General features: G+C 58.9%; 14 protein-coding genes. 10 read left to right on the top strand and 4 right to left on the bottom strand.

Going from position 1 to position 14024, the window contains the following annotated elements; genetic code table 11:
• Positions 1-93: 93 nt before the first annotated feature.
• From ACN0TA_RS18450 to ACN0TA_RS18440, 3 genes are all read left to right on the top strand, one after another.
• Positions 94-1128, top strand: a complete 1035-nt coding sequence (locus ACN0TA_RS18450) for an ATPase, T2SS/T4P/T4SS family (RefSeq protein ID WP_417585707.1) — start codon at positions 94-96, stop codon at positions 1126-1128.
• A gap of 16 nt (positions 1129-1144) precedes the next feature.
• Positions 1145-1564, top strand: a complete 420-nt coding sequence (locus ACN0TA_RS18445) for a hypothetical protein (protein WP_417585705.1) — start codon at positions 1145-1147, stop codon at positions 1562-1564.
• A gap of 74 nt (positions 1565-1638) precedes the next feature.
• Positions 1639-2589 carry a type IV secretion system protein gene (locus ACN0TA_RS18440; RefSeq protein WP_417585703.1) on the top strand — a complete coding sequence of 317 codons (951 nt, stop codon included), beginning with the start codon at positions 1639-1641 and terminating at the stop codon, positions 2587-2589.
• Positions 2590-2775: 186 nt separating this feature from the next.
• On the opposite strand, the gene ACN0TA_RS18435 is transcribed toward ACN0TA_RS18440, so the two are convergent.
• Positions 2776-3786 carry a GntR family transcriptional regulator gene (locus tag ACN0TA_RS18435; protein ID WP_417585701.1) on the bottom strand — a complete coding sequence of 337 codons (1011 nt, stop codon included), beginning with the start codon at positions 3784-3786 and terminating at the stop codon, positions 2776-2778.
• A 186-nt stretch (positions 3787-3972) separates the two neighbouring features.
• Here ACN0TA_RS18435 and ACN0TA_RS18430 point away from each other — a divergent pair, with 186 nt between their 5' ends.
• The 6 genes from ACN0TA_RS18430 to ACN0TA_RS18405 all read left to right on the top strand — a co-directional run bounded on the left by ACN0TA_RS18430 (position 3973) and on the right by ACN0TA_RS18405 (position 10323).
• Entirely contained in the window at positions 3973-5481 is a 1509-nt protein-coding gene (locus ACN0TA_RS18430) for an NCS1 family transporter (protein WP_417585699.1), read from the top strand.
• 49 nt (positions 5482-5530) lie between these two features.
• Positions 5531-6877, top strand: a complete 1347-nt coding sequence (locus ACN0TA_RS18425) for an amidase family protein (RefSeq protein ID WP_417585697.1) — start codon at positions 5531-5533, stop codon at positions 6875-6877.
• Positions 6878-6888: 11 nt separating this feature from the next.
• Complete coding sequence (locus ACN0TA_RS18420) at positions 6889-7770, top strand: polysaccharide deacetylase family protein (RefSeq protein ID WP_417585695.1); 882 nt, start codon at positions 6889-6891, stop codon at positions 7768-7770.
• Positions 7771-7831: 61 nt separating this feature from the next.
• The gene (locus ACN0TA_RS18415; RefSeq protein ID WP_417585693.1) at positions 7832-8161 is read left to right on the top strand and encodes a hypothetical protein; all 330 of its coding nucleotides are present in this window, start codon (positions 7832-7834) and stop codon (positions 8159-8161) included.
• Positions 8158-9123 carry a CobW family GTP-binding protein gene (locus tag ACN0TA_RS18410; RefSeq protein ID WP_368948890.1) on the top strand — a complete coding sequence of 322 codons (966 nt, stop codon included), beginning with the start codon at positions 8158-8160 and terminating at the stop codon, positions 9121-9123. Before ACN0TA_RS18415 ends, ACN0TA_RS18410 begins: the two co-directional genes overlap by 4 nt.
• 15 nt (positions 9124-9138) lie before the next feature.
• Positions 9139-10323, top strand: a complete 1185-nt coding sequence (locus ACN0TA_RS18405) for an ABC transporter substrate-binding protein (RefSeq protein WP_417585690.1) — start codon at positions 9139-9141, stop codon at positions 10321-10323.
• Here the strand turns inward: ACN0TA_RS18405 and ACN0TA_RS18400 are convergent.
• Together ACN0TA_RS18400 and ACN0TA_RS18395 are read right to left on the bottom strand one after the other, a co-directional pair.
• A complete protein-coding gene (locus ACN0TA_RS18400) occupies positions 10320-11240 on the bottom strand; it encodes an AEC family transporter (RefSeq protein ID WP_417585709.1) in 921 nt (306 codons plus the stop codon). The genes ACN0TA_RS18405 and ACN0TA_RS18400 overlap by 4 nt on opposite strands.
• Before the next feature lie 66 nt (positions 11241-11306).
• Complete coding sequence (locus tag ACN0TA_RS18395) at positions 11307-12410, bottom strand: NADH:flavin oxidoreductase (RefSeq protein ID WP_417585688.1); 1104 nt, start codon at positions 12408-12410, stop codon at positions 11307-11309.
• Positions 12411-12508: 98 nt separating this feature from the next.
• Here ACN0TA_RS18395 and ACN0TA_RS18390 point away from each other — a divergent pair, with 98 nt between their 5' ends.
• Positions 12509-13405 carry a LysR family transcriptional regulator gene (locus ACN0TA_RS18390; RefSeq protein WP_417585686.1) on the top strand — a complete coding sequence of 299 codons (897 nt, stop codon included), beginning with the start codon at positions 12509-12511 and terminating at the stop codon, positions 13403-13405.
• A gap of 131 nt (positions 13406-13536) precedes the next feature.
• Here ACN0TA_RS18390 and ACN0TA_RS18385 read toward each other — a convergent pair.
• Positions 13537-14024: type IV secretory system conjugative DNA transfer family protein (locus ACN0TA_RS18385; RefSeq protein WP_417585684.1), on the bottom strand; the 488-nt coding region annotated here is incomplete at its 5' end.

Raw genomic sequence — 14024 nt, 5'->3', positions numbered from 1 at the left:
TGCAGGACTATCTGGCGATCCGGCCAGTGATACATGTCGATCAGGGTACACGGATCACGGTCATGGTTGATCGTGACCTCGAGATTTTCTGACATGGCTGCAAGTTATCTGGAAGCGTCGCTCGACCGTTTCGGCCCCGAGGTCCTGCGCGACGACACGATCGAGATCTGCATCAATCCCGACGGACAAGTCTGGGGCGAATTCCAGGGCGATCACTTCATGCGAGGTCTGGGCGGCCCGCTGAGCCAGACCGAGATCAAGGACCTCGGCAATCAGATCGCCTCAGCAGCCTCGACCACGCTCAGCACCAAGAAGCCCATCGTCTCTGTCTCGATCCTGTATCGCGACCGGCCAATCCGCGCGCAGGTGATCCAGCCGCCGGCAGTCGAGGGCGGTTTCTCGATTTCTCTTAGGTTCTTCTCCTCCCTGCCTCTGGAGGCCATCAAGCTTGGCTTCCTTTATGGCAAGGAGCGCAGCCTCGAAGGCCAGCGCCGCGAACGTAACGCCGCACTGCGCGATGTGGTGACATCCGGCGACATCGGCGCCGCGCTGCGGTTTTGCGTCGAGAACAAGCTCAACATGATCGTCTCGGGTGGCACGTCGACCGGCAAGACGGTTGCGGCGCGCAAGATCCTTTCGCTGATTCCGCCCGAAGAGCGGATCATCACCATCGAGGAGGCGGCCGAGCTGCGCCCCGAGCAGCCCAATGCCGTGACGTTGATCGCGGACCGGGACACGGATGCCCGCAGTGCCGATGTGCTCTTGGCCTCAACGCTTCGCATGCGACCCGACCGGATTGTCCTAGGCGAAGTCCGCGGTCGCGAGGCGATGACGTTTCTCGAGGCAATCAACACCGGCCACGGTGGATCGCTGACTACGCTGCATGCCGAGACCCCACAACTTGCTGTTCGCCGCCTCGCCATCGCCGCCCTGAAAACCGATGTGCCGATGACCTATGCCGACATGATCGATTATATCGAGGGCTCAATCGACGTGATCATTCAGGCAGGCCGCCATGAAGGCGCGCGCGGAATCACCGAGTTCTTCCTGCCGGGTCAAACCACAGATTTGAACCTCGACACGGTCGACGGCAGAGGCAACAAGAGCCCCTCCGTTGCCGCTGAGTAAAAAAGGAACCCCCCAGATGCGAAAACCAATCCTCGCAGTCATGCTTGCCGCCCTTGCGGGCCCACTTGTGGCGCAGACTTCGCCTCCGATCTCAAACGATCTCACGGTCGATATGTCGCCTCAACAATACCGGATCTGCAACGATCGTCCGGCGCGCCCGACCTGGATGGACGAAATCAATCCGCGGGAAGCCTACAAGGCGCGGACCTTGATGGATCTCTATGAACTGAGGTCATGGCAGGCAATCAAGGAAACTGGTGATTGCAACTGTGACGTTCGCTTCCCGGCTTGGGACGCCGCGTCAGCTGAATACGAAGAACGGTTCCAAGCGATGTCCCAGGCTGAACAAACCCAAGCCCGCCGTTCAATCGCTGAACAGCGAGATAATATTTCAAGAGAGGTTCAGGACCTCTGCGAAGCGCAAGATAACTGGTAATGGGTGTCGTCAGCTGGATGGTCGGAACCGCAGACGCGTTCCTTGTCGATGCGGCCGAGTCCCAGTTCGGGGCAGTGGCCAGCAATACCGGCACGATCGTCCTGCTGATGGTTACGCTTTCTTTGATCGGCGTCTGCATCAACATGGCCTTCCAATTCCGCAGCATGGATGGGGCCAGCTTCTTCTGGTACCTGATAAAGCTGACTTTGATTGGCCTGTTCGCCTTCAACTGGGCCAACTTCAACGCGGTTGCGAATGCCGTCATTGGTGGGCTTGACTATGTTGCGGGCGCTCTCATCTCATCAGTCGGTGGCGGCGGAGCGGGCGCTACCTATTTTGCCTCTGAATTTGATGATCTCATCACAAAGTTCAGCCAATACCTGAACGCGATCGGCAACAACCTGAACTGGATGACCGGCGCGATCCTCGGAGGCATTGGCCTGGTGCTGCTGAGCCTCCTTGGCTTCATGACCGGCATCGTTCTCATCTTCGCCAAGATGATGCTGACCCTCATGCTTGGTCTCGCTCCGATCATGATCGCTCTGTCGCTCTTCGACGCGACCAAGGATTTCTTCCATAGGTGGGTCTCGACGACGGTCAGCTATGCTTTCTACCCCATCGTCATCGCAGCGATGTTTTCGACCGTCGTCGGCATGGCGAATTCGCTGCTGGCCCAACTCGGTGACCCAAACTCGGCAACCAACATCGGCGCGCTCGTACCGTTCTTCGTCATGGTCTTTCTGGCGAAGGGTTTCGTCGCAGCAACACCCCTGATCGTGCGCGGTATCTCGGGTAACCTGATGGTTGCAGCCGCGCCCGCCGTTGTCGCCGGATCGACTGGGATCATGCGAGGGCTGGCTAACACATCTGGTGTCCAGGGCAGGGCTCGGATCGGGGCACTCCCGACGGGTGAGGCGATTGGACGTGGAACTGTGCAGGCTCCTGCTGCGGTAAAAAGCGCCGCGGCGGCAAGGAGCGCGCAGGTGGTCAGGATGGCGGAGAGGGCAAAGCGGCTATTCAATTAGCCTCCATGCACTGCCATTCGCCAAGCACTTTGCCGGAGCTTCCAGTAGTTTGTTCCATGATCGCCCAGCAAAACTGTATTTCGCAGGTGGTTTGAGAAGAAGTTCCCTTAGGTCAATTAAGGCACCCAAGCGCAGAATAAACTACACTGCAGAAAAAAGGGGCTGCGAGCGCCAACAGTTAGCTTTCTACTCCCGGTAAATTAAGGCTGCCTGGCTTATCGAAATTGTTCCAGGCGTTAGATAGCTGGGCAATTTTGGTGGCAGCAATACCGCAAGGGTTTGCAGCCTTTTGCAGGTGCGTTCCCGTGCTTCCAAAAGATGAAATTCCAGCAAGGAGCCTGCGGCCGCTGTATCGTTGCGCGCCAGAGCTTCAAAAACCGCGATATGCTCTGAAATGAGACGGCTGGTCTCCGGAGACCGACCAAGAAGCAGGCGGAACATTTCATTGATTGCCAGAACCAAGCGCGATTTTTGAAGGATCTTGAGCAAGTGGTCGTTGCGGCAGCCAGACAGCGCCAGCACATGCAAGGCATCTTCTATTTCGGAAATGTCTTCTGCGTTTAGGTCCCCTTCTTGGCGGTCCAGCTCCCGCGCCCGCGCCAAGGCCCGTTCAATGTGGCTCTTTTCGATATAGGGAGCCACCTCTGCCAGCGCCACGGGCTCCAGCAGAATGCGCAACTGATAGTGATTGCGCACGTCCAGAGCTGTCAGAACCGGCAACACCCATTTCGACCGTTCGTTCTTTTCGACGATGCCTGAACTGCGGAGTTGGGTGAGCATGTCGCGGACAACCGAGCGGCTGACGGAAAAGCGCTCAGTGAGCTTGCTCTCGTTGATTTGCAGAGGGCCAAAGGGAAGGGCGCGAATTAGTTCATCGCGCAGGACTGGCAGGATCTGGTCGGGGTTGGACAGTGCTCTTGGCACGCTGCGACTTGCCGTCGAATCGAACAGGACCTGTTCAATCGAATCCCGACGGGGTGGGACAGAAGAATCAGTGCCGACCAGAAAACCCCGGCCTTCGAACCGGGTGATTATTTTTTCAGAATGAAGCTCAGCAAGCGCCTTTCGAACCGTGGTTCTGCTAGTGCCGAAATGCCGGGCCAACGGCTCTTCGGTCAGAACTTGACCTGTCTCCAGCCGCCCGGCCACCATGGCGTCCTTGATCGCTTGGGAAATCGATATGTATCTGGGAATCATGGACAAATTTCAAACTTCACTTTTGCGTTCTGCTTCGGATTCCAGCCACTCAACTGACATGCGCCGAGCCTTCTAACCCCCAATTGCAACCTATCTTAGGCCCCTGCACTGGGAAACAAAAGGCTTCCCTTTCTTTAAAATGATCTTATGAATACCAAAGATCATTATAATCTGGGAGGACACGAAATGGCATATTCAGAAGCGGCGGCGCAGCCCCCGAGGGCGGATGAAAAATCGCATCTGTTAGAAGCTTCAATTTTGCCGGTCTGGCTCAATCAGCGGACCATTGGTGGACTAGGCTACGTGTGGATCTGGATTGGTATGGCGGTGATTATCGCGACCTTCCAGCTCGGTGCGGGCGGGGTTGCGGGATTGCCGCTGACGACGGTGATCGGAACTATTTTCCTTGCCAATCTTGTGCTCGGTCTGGTGATGGCGCTGACGGCGGATATCGGCACCGAGCATGGCATCAGCTTTGCGGTTTACCTGCGGGCGCCGTTCGGCACGGTCGGCACCCATCTGCCTTCGGTCACCCGCGGCATCGTGGCAGCGGCCTGGTTCGGTATCCAGACCTATCTCGGAGCGCTCGCGCTGAACGGCATCGTGTCCTACCTGGGCGGCTTCGACAGCTGGGTCTTCTGGTATGTCGCCTTCGGCCTGATCCAGATCATCAACACCGCGATGGGCATCCGGGCCGTGCAGCTGCTCGCCAGCATTGCGGCGCCTGCGATCATCGCGATCTCGATCTGGATGTATTACACCCTCGAAAACGTCGCCTCGGCGAGCGGCCATAACATCTGGACCTTTGCCGGTGACGCGGAAATGAGCATCGTTGCGCTCTTCGTGGCCAATATGGCGTTCTGGTCGGCGCTGGCGGTGGATATTCCCAATATCACCCGCTTTCTGAAGACGAACGGCGGCGAGAAAAGCTTCTTCCGTCGCAACCGCAACATCTTTGCGGCGCAGTTCATCGCCCTGCCGGTAGCGCAGAGCTGGATCGCGCTGATCGGGGCGGTTTCCTTTATCGCGACCGGAGACTGGAACCCGATCAACGTCATTCAGGCGCAGGGCACCGGGGTGACGCTGGTCGTGCTGCTCGCGATGGTCATCCTCGCGCAGTGGTCCACCAACACCAGTGCCAACCTGATCCCGGCCGCGCTGACCTTTGTGAACGCTGGCGCGCCGCGCATCACCTATGCGATGGGCATCGTGATTGCGGGTATCGTCGGCACGCTCACCATGCCCTGGCTGATCCTGAACCACCTGTTCACCTACCTCGGCATGTATGGCGCGATGCTGTCTGCTGTCGGCGGCATCATGGTCTGCGACTATTTCCTGATCCGGGGCCGCCGCCTGAACGTGCCGGACCTGTACCGCGAAGACGGCCAGTTCCGTTACTTTGGCGGCTGGAACCCGGCGGGTCTGATCGCCTGGGTCGTTGGTGGCGGGCTGGCGCTGTATTTCATCGAGTACGCTTATGTCGTCGGCTTCCCGGCTGCGATGGCGGTGTATTTCGTCCTGATGAAAGCCTGGGTCCTGCCGCGTCATCAGCAGGCCGAGATCAACGACCCGGACGATGCGAAATACCTCGCGACTTCGGTGGATCTGAACTGGGTCTACACGGCGGAAAACGGCATGCAGCGGGTCAGAACCGCAGACATCCCGTCGGATGCGATCGCTCGCGAAGACCTCTAAGCCGATCAATCCGGGCGGGGGCAGATCGCACCCGCCCGTGGAGACCATAATGATTTTTCTTGAAGAGCATCACTCAGCCGGGACAGCGACAGTTCCGGTGACGGAACGAACGGCTGCCGCGCTGCACGCGCTGGAAGGCTGGCAAGAGACAGGCGCCTGCACCGCGATCACCGCAGAACGCGCGATGATGCAGGCCACACAGGCCGAAGACCGCGCGTCCCGTGGTCAGGCGTTAGGGCCTCTGGACGGGATCAGCGTCCTGTGGAAGGACATTATCGACCAGACGGGCGAGATCACCACCTGCGGTTCGGCGCTGCGCAAATCCGCGCAGCCTGCGACGCAGGACGCGGCCTGTGTTACGCTGATCGAGGCCGCCGGTGGCTTATCACTGGGGCGGACCGGCCTCTCGGAATTTGCCTTCTCGGGCCTTGGCATTAACCCGCATTTCGGCACCCCGCCCTCTGCACTGTCGGAGACGGTGCCGCTGCTGCCGGGTGGCTCTTCCTCGGGCGCTGCGGTGCTGATTGCGGCGGGGCTGGCCGATCTCGGGATCGGCACCGATACCTCGGGCTCCGTCCGGCTGCCAGCGGCGCTGAATGGCATCTTTGGCTTCAAGCCCAGTGCGAGCCGTTATGACCGGACCGGCGTGCACGAGCTGTCCCGGACACTTGATACCGTTGGCACATTCGCGCGGTCCTTTGACGTGCTGCGCGCAGCCGATCGCATTCTGAACACGGGACCAGCAACCGGCCCCGACACGGCAAAGACCGAGATCCTCGATCTGTCAGAGAGCCTCGGGCCGGTCTGGGTCCCGGAGGTCACTGCGGCCTATCAGGCGGCGCTGAGCCGTCTAACTGCCGCCGGATGGACCGTGCGCGCCGCACATCTGACGGCGGTGGATGAGTTGCGCGCCCTGACTGCCGCTGAGGGACCGCTGGTCGCGATCGAGGCCCGACGGAAATATGCGGACCTGTTGGCCAGCGACGAGGCCAGCAAGATCGACCCGGTGATCCGCACGCGGCTGCAGCAGGCGCCGGTCCTGAGCGACGTGGAATATGCCGGTTACCTGCAGAAACGGGAGCAGTTGATCGTGGCGGCCCGCGCCGAGATCGGCGACAGGCTGCTCGCCTTCCCCACGGTGCCCTCGTTGCGCCATCCGCTGCCGGTCTATCTGAACGACCAGAAGGCGGCGCAGGAGCTGAACGCCAGACTGCTCGCGTCCACGATGATCGGAAGCCTGCTGGACTGGCCCGGCCTCGCGGTGCCGCTGCGCGATGCAGCGGGCCGTGTCGAAGGTTCGATCCTGCTGTCCGCCGCCTCTGGCAATGATGAGGGGCTGCTGGTTCAGGCCGAGCAGCTCCTCCCCGCACTTACCCATCCAATCCTCAACATCTAAGGGAGAATGAAATGACAAAGAAAATTTTTGTCGCTTATGGCGTGGATGTCGATGCCGTTGCCGGCTGGCTCGGATCCTATGGCGGCGAGGACTCGCCCGATGATATCTCGCGCGGGATGTTCGCGGGCGAAGTCGGCTCGCCGCGCCTGCTGAAACTGTTCGAGAAATACGGCATCAAGACCACCTGGTTCATCCCCGGCCACTCGATGGAAACCTTCCCCGAGGAAATGGCAGCGGTCGCCAAGGCAGGTCACGAGATCGGCATCCACGGCTATTCGCACGAAAACCCCATCGCGATGACCCGCGAGCAGGAGATGGCGATCCTCGATAAGTCGATCGAGCTGGCAACCGCGCTGAGCGGCAAGCGTCCGACCGGCTATGTTGCGCCCTGGTGGGAATTCTCCAATGTCACCAACGAGCTGCTGCTGGAGCGTGGCATCAAATACGACCACTCGCTGATGCACAACGATTTCCACCCCTACCGGGTGCGGGTCGGCGACAGCTGGACCAAGATCGACTACAGCCAGCATCCCGACACCTGGATGAAGCCGCTGGAGCGGGGCGAGGAAACCGACCTGATCGAGATCCCCGCCAACTGGTATCTCGACGATCTGCCGCCGATGATGTTCATCAAGAAAGCACCGAACAGCCACGGTTTCGTCAACCCGCGCGATATCGAACAGATGTGGAAGGACCAGTTCGATTACGTCTACCGTGAAAACGACTATGCGGTTTTCACCATGACCGTCCACCCCGATGTCTCGGGCCGTCCGCAGGTTCTGATGATGCACGAGCGGCTGATTGAATACATCAACAGCCACGAAGGCGTGCAATGGGCGACCTTCGACGAGATCGCAGACGACTTTAACGCACGCGCACCGCGCAAAGCGTGATCCAGACGGTGGGAGGGCCTCCCCTCCCACAAATAAATCACCAAGCCCGGAGGATGTCGGCATGTGCGGATTATGCGGAATTTTTGGCACGGATGATCACTGGAGCGCCGCCGGGCTTGAAACCAGCGCCTCGGCAGATCCGGTGCTGCGGCGGCGGGACCGGACGGCGCGGATCGCAGTGGTCAACCGCATGCTCGCCCGCAGGCGCATCCAGCTCTCGGATTGGCAGGGGCAGAGCTACATCCTGCGCAATCTGACCGGCCGGCAGGCCATTGTCAGCAATGTCACCGAGGTCTGGGCCGCGCTTGAAGCGGAATTCGGCGGCGGCTTCGACCCGCTGGACCCGGCGAACTTTCCCGCCCCCCTCCCCGAGGCAGGAGCGCAGTCATGACGCGTCGCACAGCGGTTCCTATCACCCTGCTGACCGGCTTTCTGGGCGCTGGTAAAACCACCTGGCTGGCGCGCGCGCTGCAGGATGACACCGCAGGCCGCGTCGCCGTTCTGGTGAATGAGTTCGGGGCGGTCGGCATCGACCACCTGCTGGTGGGCACCATCGCGCCGGATACCGTGCTGCTCGATTCCGGCTGCATCTGCTGCCAGATCCGTGGCGAGCTGAAGGACGCGATCCTGAACCTGATGAGCCAGGCGCAAAACGGCGAGGTGCCGCAATTCGACCGGATTGTCATCGAAACCACCGGCCTGGCGGACCCGTCGCAAATCCTGTCGACGCTGACCTTCGATCCGGTGCTGCACAATCAGGTCATTCTGCAGGACGTGGTGACCGTGGCCGATGCGCTGAATGGTGCCGCGCTGCACGCGAAACAGCCCGAGTGGGTGGCGCAGGTGGCGGCGGCCAGCACGATCCTGTTGTCAAAGACCGACCTCGTGCCGGAGGATCGGCTTCTGGACCTTCAGTTACGGCTGGGGCTGATCAACCCGACGGCACAGCTCCTCGATGCCCGGCAGTGTCCGACCTTTGCGGATATCGCCAGCGATGGCACCAGCGCCCCCGTCCGGGCGCAGACGCGCGCCCCCTCCCATAGCGACGGCACCGGCGCGCAGACCCTGAGCCTCAGCTTCGACGATCCGCTCGACTGGACCGGGTTTGTCGTCTGGCTCTCTGCGCTTATCCACCGCCACGGCACCAATCTGCTGCGGGTGAAATGCCTGCTCAAAACGCCCGAGGGGATCGTGCTGATTGATGGGGTCGGCCACACGTTGCACCACCCGCGTCACCTTGACAGTGCGATGCCTTCCGATCAAAGCTCGCACCTCGTATTTATTGGCCGTAACCTGGACATGACGTTGTTGCGTGCCTCGTTTGAAGCCTTTTTGAACGTGAAAACATCCTGACAGACATAAAGCAAAATGCCGGAACCACTGACATCGCCGCCTTTGCATACCAACCCACCCGTGCTGCGCGTGTTGGGAACCGGAGTGACGCTGATCGACACCGTCCTCGCCTCGGCAGAGGCTGATCTGGGTATCCGGCTTGAGTTCACCGCCTTGGACGGGATCGAAGCACAACGTCGTGGTGTACTTGCGCCAGACAGTTTCGACATCTACGACCAGTGGTTTCATGACCTTGATCTGGTCTGGCCTGCGCGTTCGCTACGGCCGATCGAGGTCGATCGGATCGACTGCTGGGACGAGATCTGGTCCTGGCCGGTGCTCCAGAGCGACCCCGACAGGACGGCGCCGCGCGGCACGCCGCGAGACCGGTTATTCGTGCAGGAAAGCGGCGAATTGGGGCCGGCAGCCTCAGGCCAGATTTCGATGCTGCCAACGGTATATAACGCCGACAGCTTTGCTATCGTCGGCGACAGCACCGCACCCGAGCCCAGGAGCTGGGGCGATCTTCTGTCCGAAGAATGGCGCGGCAAGGTCGCCATTCAGGCCGATGCAGCCATTGGCGTGCCCGATCTGCTGCTAGCCTTGCGCGCGCGGGGCGAATTTCAATGCGAAAATCCCGGAAACCTGACCCTCGGCGAAATCGGAAGTTTCATCCGCCTCGTTAAAAAATATCAATTGTCGGGACATTTCGCCGGTTTCTGGACCGACATGACGCCAAGAGCGGATGGGACCGCAATACTATCCACAATGTGGTGGTCGAACTACCTGTCGCAAAAGGCCAAAGGGATTCCCATCCGGATGTGCGCACCACGCGAAGGATATCGCGGCTGGAGTGGCGGCATGGCGCTGTCTCGGCATCTCGATCCACGTACAGAGGAGCTCGCCTATGCTTACCTAAATTGGTGGCTGTCGGGCCCCGCCGGAGCGATCATGGCGCGCAATGGGGCCTATTTGGCAGCCCCAAGCGCGACGCGCGCGCACTTGTCTGCGTCCGAATGGGATTTCTGGTATGCCGGCAAACCAGCAGCTTGTGACATACATGACGCTTTCGGAAGTGTGGTCTATCGCGCCGGCGATCTACGAGAAGGCGGGAGCTATGAGAGCCGCCAACAGAAAATCGTGATCTGGAACTCAGTCATGGACGAGCACAACTTCCTTGTTCGACTTTGGGATGAGATAATCAAGAGCAACTTAATCTAGCGGATCAAGAACTGCGTCAAGAATAGTATGACCAGCGGCACCGTTATTGCGGAGGCAAGGGTGCCATACATGACGCCGGAGGCTGCAAGCCGGGCGCTGCGCCCAGCACTCTGCGCCAGCACATAGACGTTCGCCGCAGGCGGCAGCGATGCCATCAGGATCGCGGTACCTAACCAAATCGGTTGATGGTGCAACACAGGCCAAAGACATAGTGCCATCAACACCGGGTGTAGCACCAGTTTCCCTACTAGGCCGATTGTCAGTCCCGGAGACACCGACAACCCCTTTTGCCTGGCCAGCGTCAATCCAAGCGAGAACAATGCACAAGGCGCGGCTGCGTTCGACAGCCCGATCATGGCTACATCGATTGGTCCGGCGAAAGAAATACCAAAGGCCGTAAGGACTAGCGCAAATGCAACGGTTAGGACAAAGGGATGACGCACTGCCTTAACCAGCGCCAACAGAAGCCCTTCGGCTGACGCACCTGCAGTCGCCAACATCCAAAGGGACAACAAAACGATGATCTCGGAACAGAATATCATGGCCGCAGGCAGGCCTGCGGCTTCGCCAAATAACTGAACTGATAGAACCGGCCCCATATAGCCGATATTAGAATACGAGCCGAGAAGCCCAGAAACAGCCTTGTCTGCGTCTTGGTCATGGCGGCGACCAAGCGCAGCTGTGAGCATAAATAAAGCTGTAGTAACTACCGAAGTAACGCTCAGTGTCAACATGACGTCGACGGACGGAGGCCCAGCCCTGCTGATGGTCTGAAACAGCAGGGCGGGCATGGCCAAGTAGAACACAAAACTGTCGAGCCAGTCCTGAGCGCCGTCTGATTTTTCATGGACTTTCTGGGCCAGGAACCCAAGACCGATATAGATGAAAAACGGGGCGATAAGGCTAAACCCAAGCATCACGAATTCGCTCGCTCACCGGCTTTGCCACGACTGCAACACGTCAGCTCGCTGGCAAGCCCCACTCTAAGCATTTTTGAGGGCAAACGCATTGGCTGTTTCTAGATTCGCAAGCGGCGAGAACATCTCAAAGTCGAACTCGCGGCAACCCTGCCCATTGCGGGCCCGAGTAGGCCAGTCCGGCGCCGCCAGTGCTGCCTTCCCAATCGCAACAAAATCACAGTCACCTGTCGCTATCATGCGATCTGCTATCTCGCGATCTCCCAAGCCACCATTTGCAATGACAGGCAACGAAGTGAAGCTTTTCGCCATCGCCGCCAGCGATTTCCCTTGCTCGAATGCGGGGGCGTCCGCAGCAAATTCCGTGGTATGGATATAGTTGGCTCCACTGGCCTCCATTGCTTTGAAGATAATCTGAGCATCACTGACGCCACCGGCCCACTTATGCGTGAAGTCGTTGACTTTGCCTTGCGAAATTCGAACGCCAACGGTGAAATTCCTGTCGACAGCATTGCGGACACGCTCAATTACTTCGCAAGTTAAACGGATACGGTCACGCAAGGTCCCACCGTATCGATCACTGCGCCGATTAGTGTAATCAGTAAGAAATTGATCCAGAAGATAACCGTTGGCCCCGTGGATCTCGACCCCATCCGCGCCGGCATCCTGTGCACGTTGAGCTGACTGCACAAATCCCGCAATTGCGGCACTGATCTCGGCGGAAGACATCTCCAATGTATGAGAAAATGCACCCGTGCCACGGTAGAAAGGCATCTTACTGCCCTTGGGCTGCACTGCTGACGGGCCGCGGGTATCATCACAATGCCGATTGTACTGCGAAAGAGCCCCAGCATGCATAAGCTGCAAGATGACCTTGGCTCCGGTCGAGTGAACGCCTTTGATCAGGTTGCTCCAGCTTGCCGCCTGGGCCTCGGTTGTGATGCCTGGCTGGAATTCATACCCTTGGCTGAAATACTGGTCCGTATAGACGCCCTCGGTCACGATTGCTGCAAAGCCGCCTTTTCCGAATGCCTCATAATAAGTTTGCATAAGTGGCCCGACTTCACCTGAAGCGTCTGCACTGATCCGTGTCATCGGGGCAACAAGCGTCCTGTTCCTCAGCGGCATACCGCCCAGGACTCCGGGCTGAAACAGCTCGTGTTGTGGCATCTCATACTCCTTGATTGCTGCACCTTTCTAATATACTCCCGCAAAAAAATCAGATAATCTGCCTAAATGGCGCATAATCTATTCCAATTCATAGCATAATGACTGGCGAAAAACTCTCGGACCTGCTGCTGATCTTCAGGGCTGTTGTAGATACGGATAGCTTCTCCGCCGCGGGTCGGAGACTGAACATGTCACCCGCTTGGGTTGCAAAGCAGGTGACCCGCTTGGAGGAACATTTGGAGGCCGCGCTGCTGATCCGCTCAACCCGTGCGCTGCGACTTACGGATGCGGGTCACGAATGCTACCGTACCGCGGGTGTTGTTGCCGAGGAATTGGAGGCGTTAAAGGACAAGCTTCACACCAAGACCCATCTGATGTCTGGAACAGTGCGCATCAATGCGCCTTCGGTTGCTGCATTGGATATCCTGCCTCAGGCTTTCGCCGCGTTTCAAATCCGTTATCCGAACTTGAAATTGGACACTACCGTGTCGGACAATTTTGTCGATGTACTGAACGAGGACGTGGACATTGTATTTCGAATTGCCCGCAGTCTAAGTGACAGCTCCGCAATCGCCAAACGCATTGGCGATGTCCCACGCGTCCTGTGTGCCTCCGTCGAGTATCTTGCCGACGCGCCACCGATCAAATGCCTGCAAGATCTTCAGCACCACAAAGCCCTGATGTTCAGTAACCTTCAAACGCCATCTAGCTGGTTTCTAAAACATGGGACAATCAAGGAGCGGATCACGCCGAATATCACATTTCAAGCAAACAATAGCTATGTTCTGAAACGTTCTGCTATAAATGGTTCAGGCATCGCGTTCCTGCCAAAAGTGATCGTCGAAATGGAACTGCGCCTCCGCAAGCTCGTCCATCTAAACGCATTCACTGATGCGGCCCCCTTCAAACTCTATGTGCTACGAGCACCACAGAAACACCTCCCGGCCCGCACACAGGCAGCTTGGAACTTTTTTTCCAACGCATCGAGAACCTGAGCTTTGCCCCTTTGCTCGATGGCGCAGCGCATCGGCGGATTGTCAGCGTGCATCTCTAAACTTTTGCTCTTGTCGTTGATTACTTTGGGCAAAGCATCACCTCTCCTTTCTCACAGGCCCAACGTGAGACTTTACGCATGCTCGGCAATAATCGCCCTCGTGGTCTGAACCGCAGAAGCCAGCATCGTTCGGTCCGCACTCGTGATCCCCAATCCTTCAAAATTCAGCGCCAGTTGACCCTGGCCACCGCTACTCGCAGCAGCACGAGCCGCGCGGCCGCGGGCCTTCGCTGCGCTGACAGGGTCAGTTTTCGATGCGTTAGGCGCATTGTGGCCGACTTCCCGCGGTCCCGCAGCCGCCCGCACTTCCTGCAGTTCCTGCTTCAACCTCTCCACCGTCTCGCGAGTCTCGGACATCTGTCGGTCCCGCCGCAGGCCGTCCTCGTCCGGATATGGGAAGCTTCCCGATTGACAGGCGTGCAGAACCTTCAACGCCGGGTCCTCGAAATACTTCACCCTTCTCGCGCGGATCGGCATCTGCGCATCGATCACGAGAATGACCTCGTCGAGATCCATGCGCCGGGCCTGATCTTCGGTCAGGAGCGGGGTGTCCTCGGTCC

This window comes from Pelagibacterium sp., from assembly GCF_048264985.1.
Lineage (GTDB): Bacteria > Pseudomonadota > Alphaproteobacteria > Rhizobiales > Devosiaceae > Pelagibacterium.
This window is presented reverse-complemented; position numbering and strand designations above follow the sequence as displayed.

What these genes read in the sequence shown, in the direction of transcription:
- ACN0TA_RS18445 (WP_417585705.1), top strand. Translation starts at nt 1,145, where the DNA reads ATGCGAAAACCAATCCTCGCAGTCATGCTTGCCGCCCTTGCGGGCCCA.
- ACN0TA_RS18405 (WP_417585690.1), top strand. Translation starts at nt 9,139, where the DNA reads ATGCCGGAACCACTGACATCGCCGCCTTTGCATACCAACCCACCCGTG.
- ACN0TA_RS18430 (WP_417585699.1), top strand. Translation starts at nt 3,973, where the DNA reads ATGGCATATTCAGAAGCGGCGGCGCAGCCCCCGAGGGCGGATGAAAAA.
- ACN0TA_RS18400 (WP_417585709.1), bottom strand. Translation starts at nt 11,240, where the DNA reads ATGCTTGGGTTTAGCCTTATCGCCCCGTTTTTCATCTATATCGGTCTT.
- ACN0TA_RS18395 (WP_417585688.1), bottom strand. Translation starts at nt 12,410, where the DNA reads ATGCCACAACACGAGCTGTTTCAGCCCGGAGTCCTGGGCGGTATGCCG.
- ACN0TA_RS18450 (WP_417585707.1), top strand. Translation starts at nt 94, where the DNA reads ATGGCTGCAAGTTATCTGGAAGCGTCGCTCGACCGTTTCGGCCCCGAG.
- ACN0TA_RS18390 (WP_417585686.1), top strand. Translation starts at nt 12,509, where the DNA reads ATGACTGGCGAAAAACTCTCGGACCTGCTGCTGATCTTCAGGGCTGTT.
- ACN0TA_RS18410 (WP_368948890.1), top strand. Translation starts at nt 8,158, where the DNA reads ATGACGCGTCGCACAGCGGTTCCTATCACCCTGCTGACCGGCTTTCTG.
- ACN0TA_RS18420 (WP_417585695.1), top strand. Translation starts at nt 6,889, where the DNA reads ATGACAAAGAAAATTTTTGTCGCTTATGGCGTGGATGTCGATGCCGTT.
- ACN0TA_RS18425 (WP_417585697.1), top strand. Translation starts at nt 5,531, where the DNA reads ATGATTTTTCTTGAAGAGCATCACTCAGCCGGGACAGCGACAGTTCCG.
- ACN0TA_RS18435 (WP_417585701.1), bottom strand. Translation starts at nt 3,786, where the DNA reads ATGATTCCCAGATACATATCGATTTCCCAAGCGATCAAGGACGCCATG.
- ACN0TA_RS18415 (WP_417585693.1), top strand. Translation starts at nt 7,832, where the DNA reads ATGTGCGGATTATGCGGAATTTTTGGCACGGATGATCACTGGAGCGCC.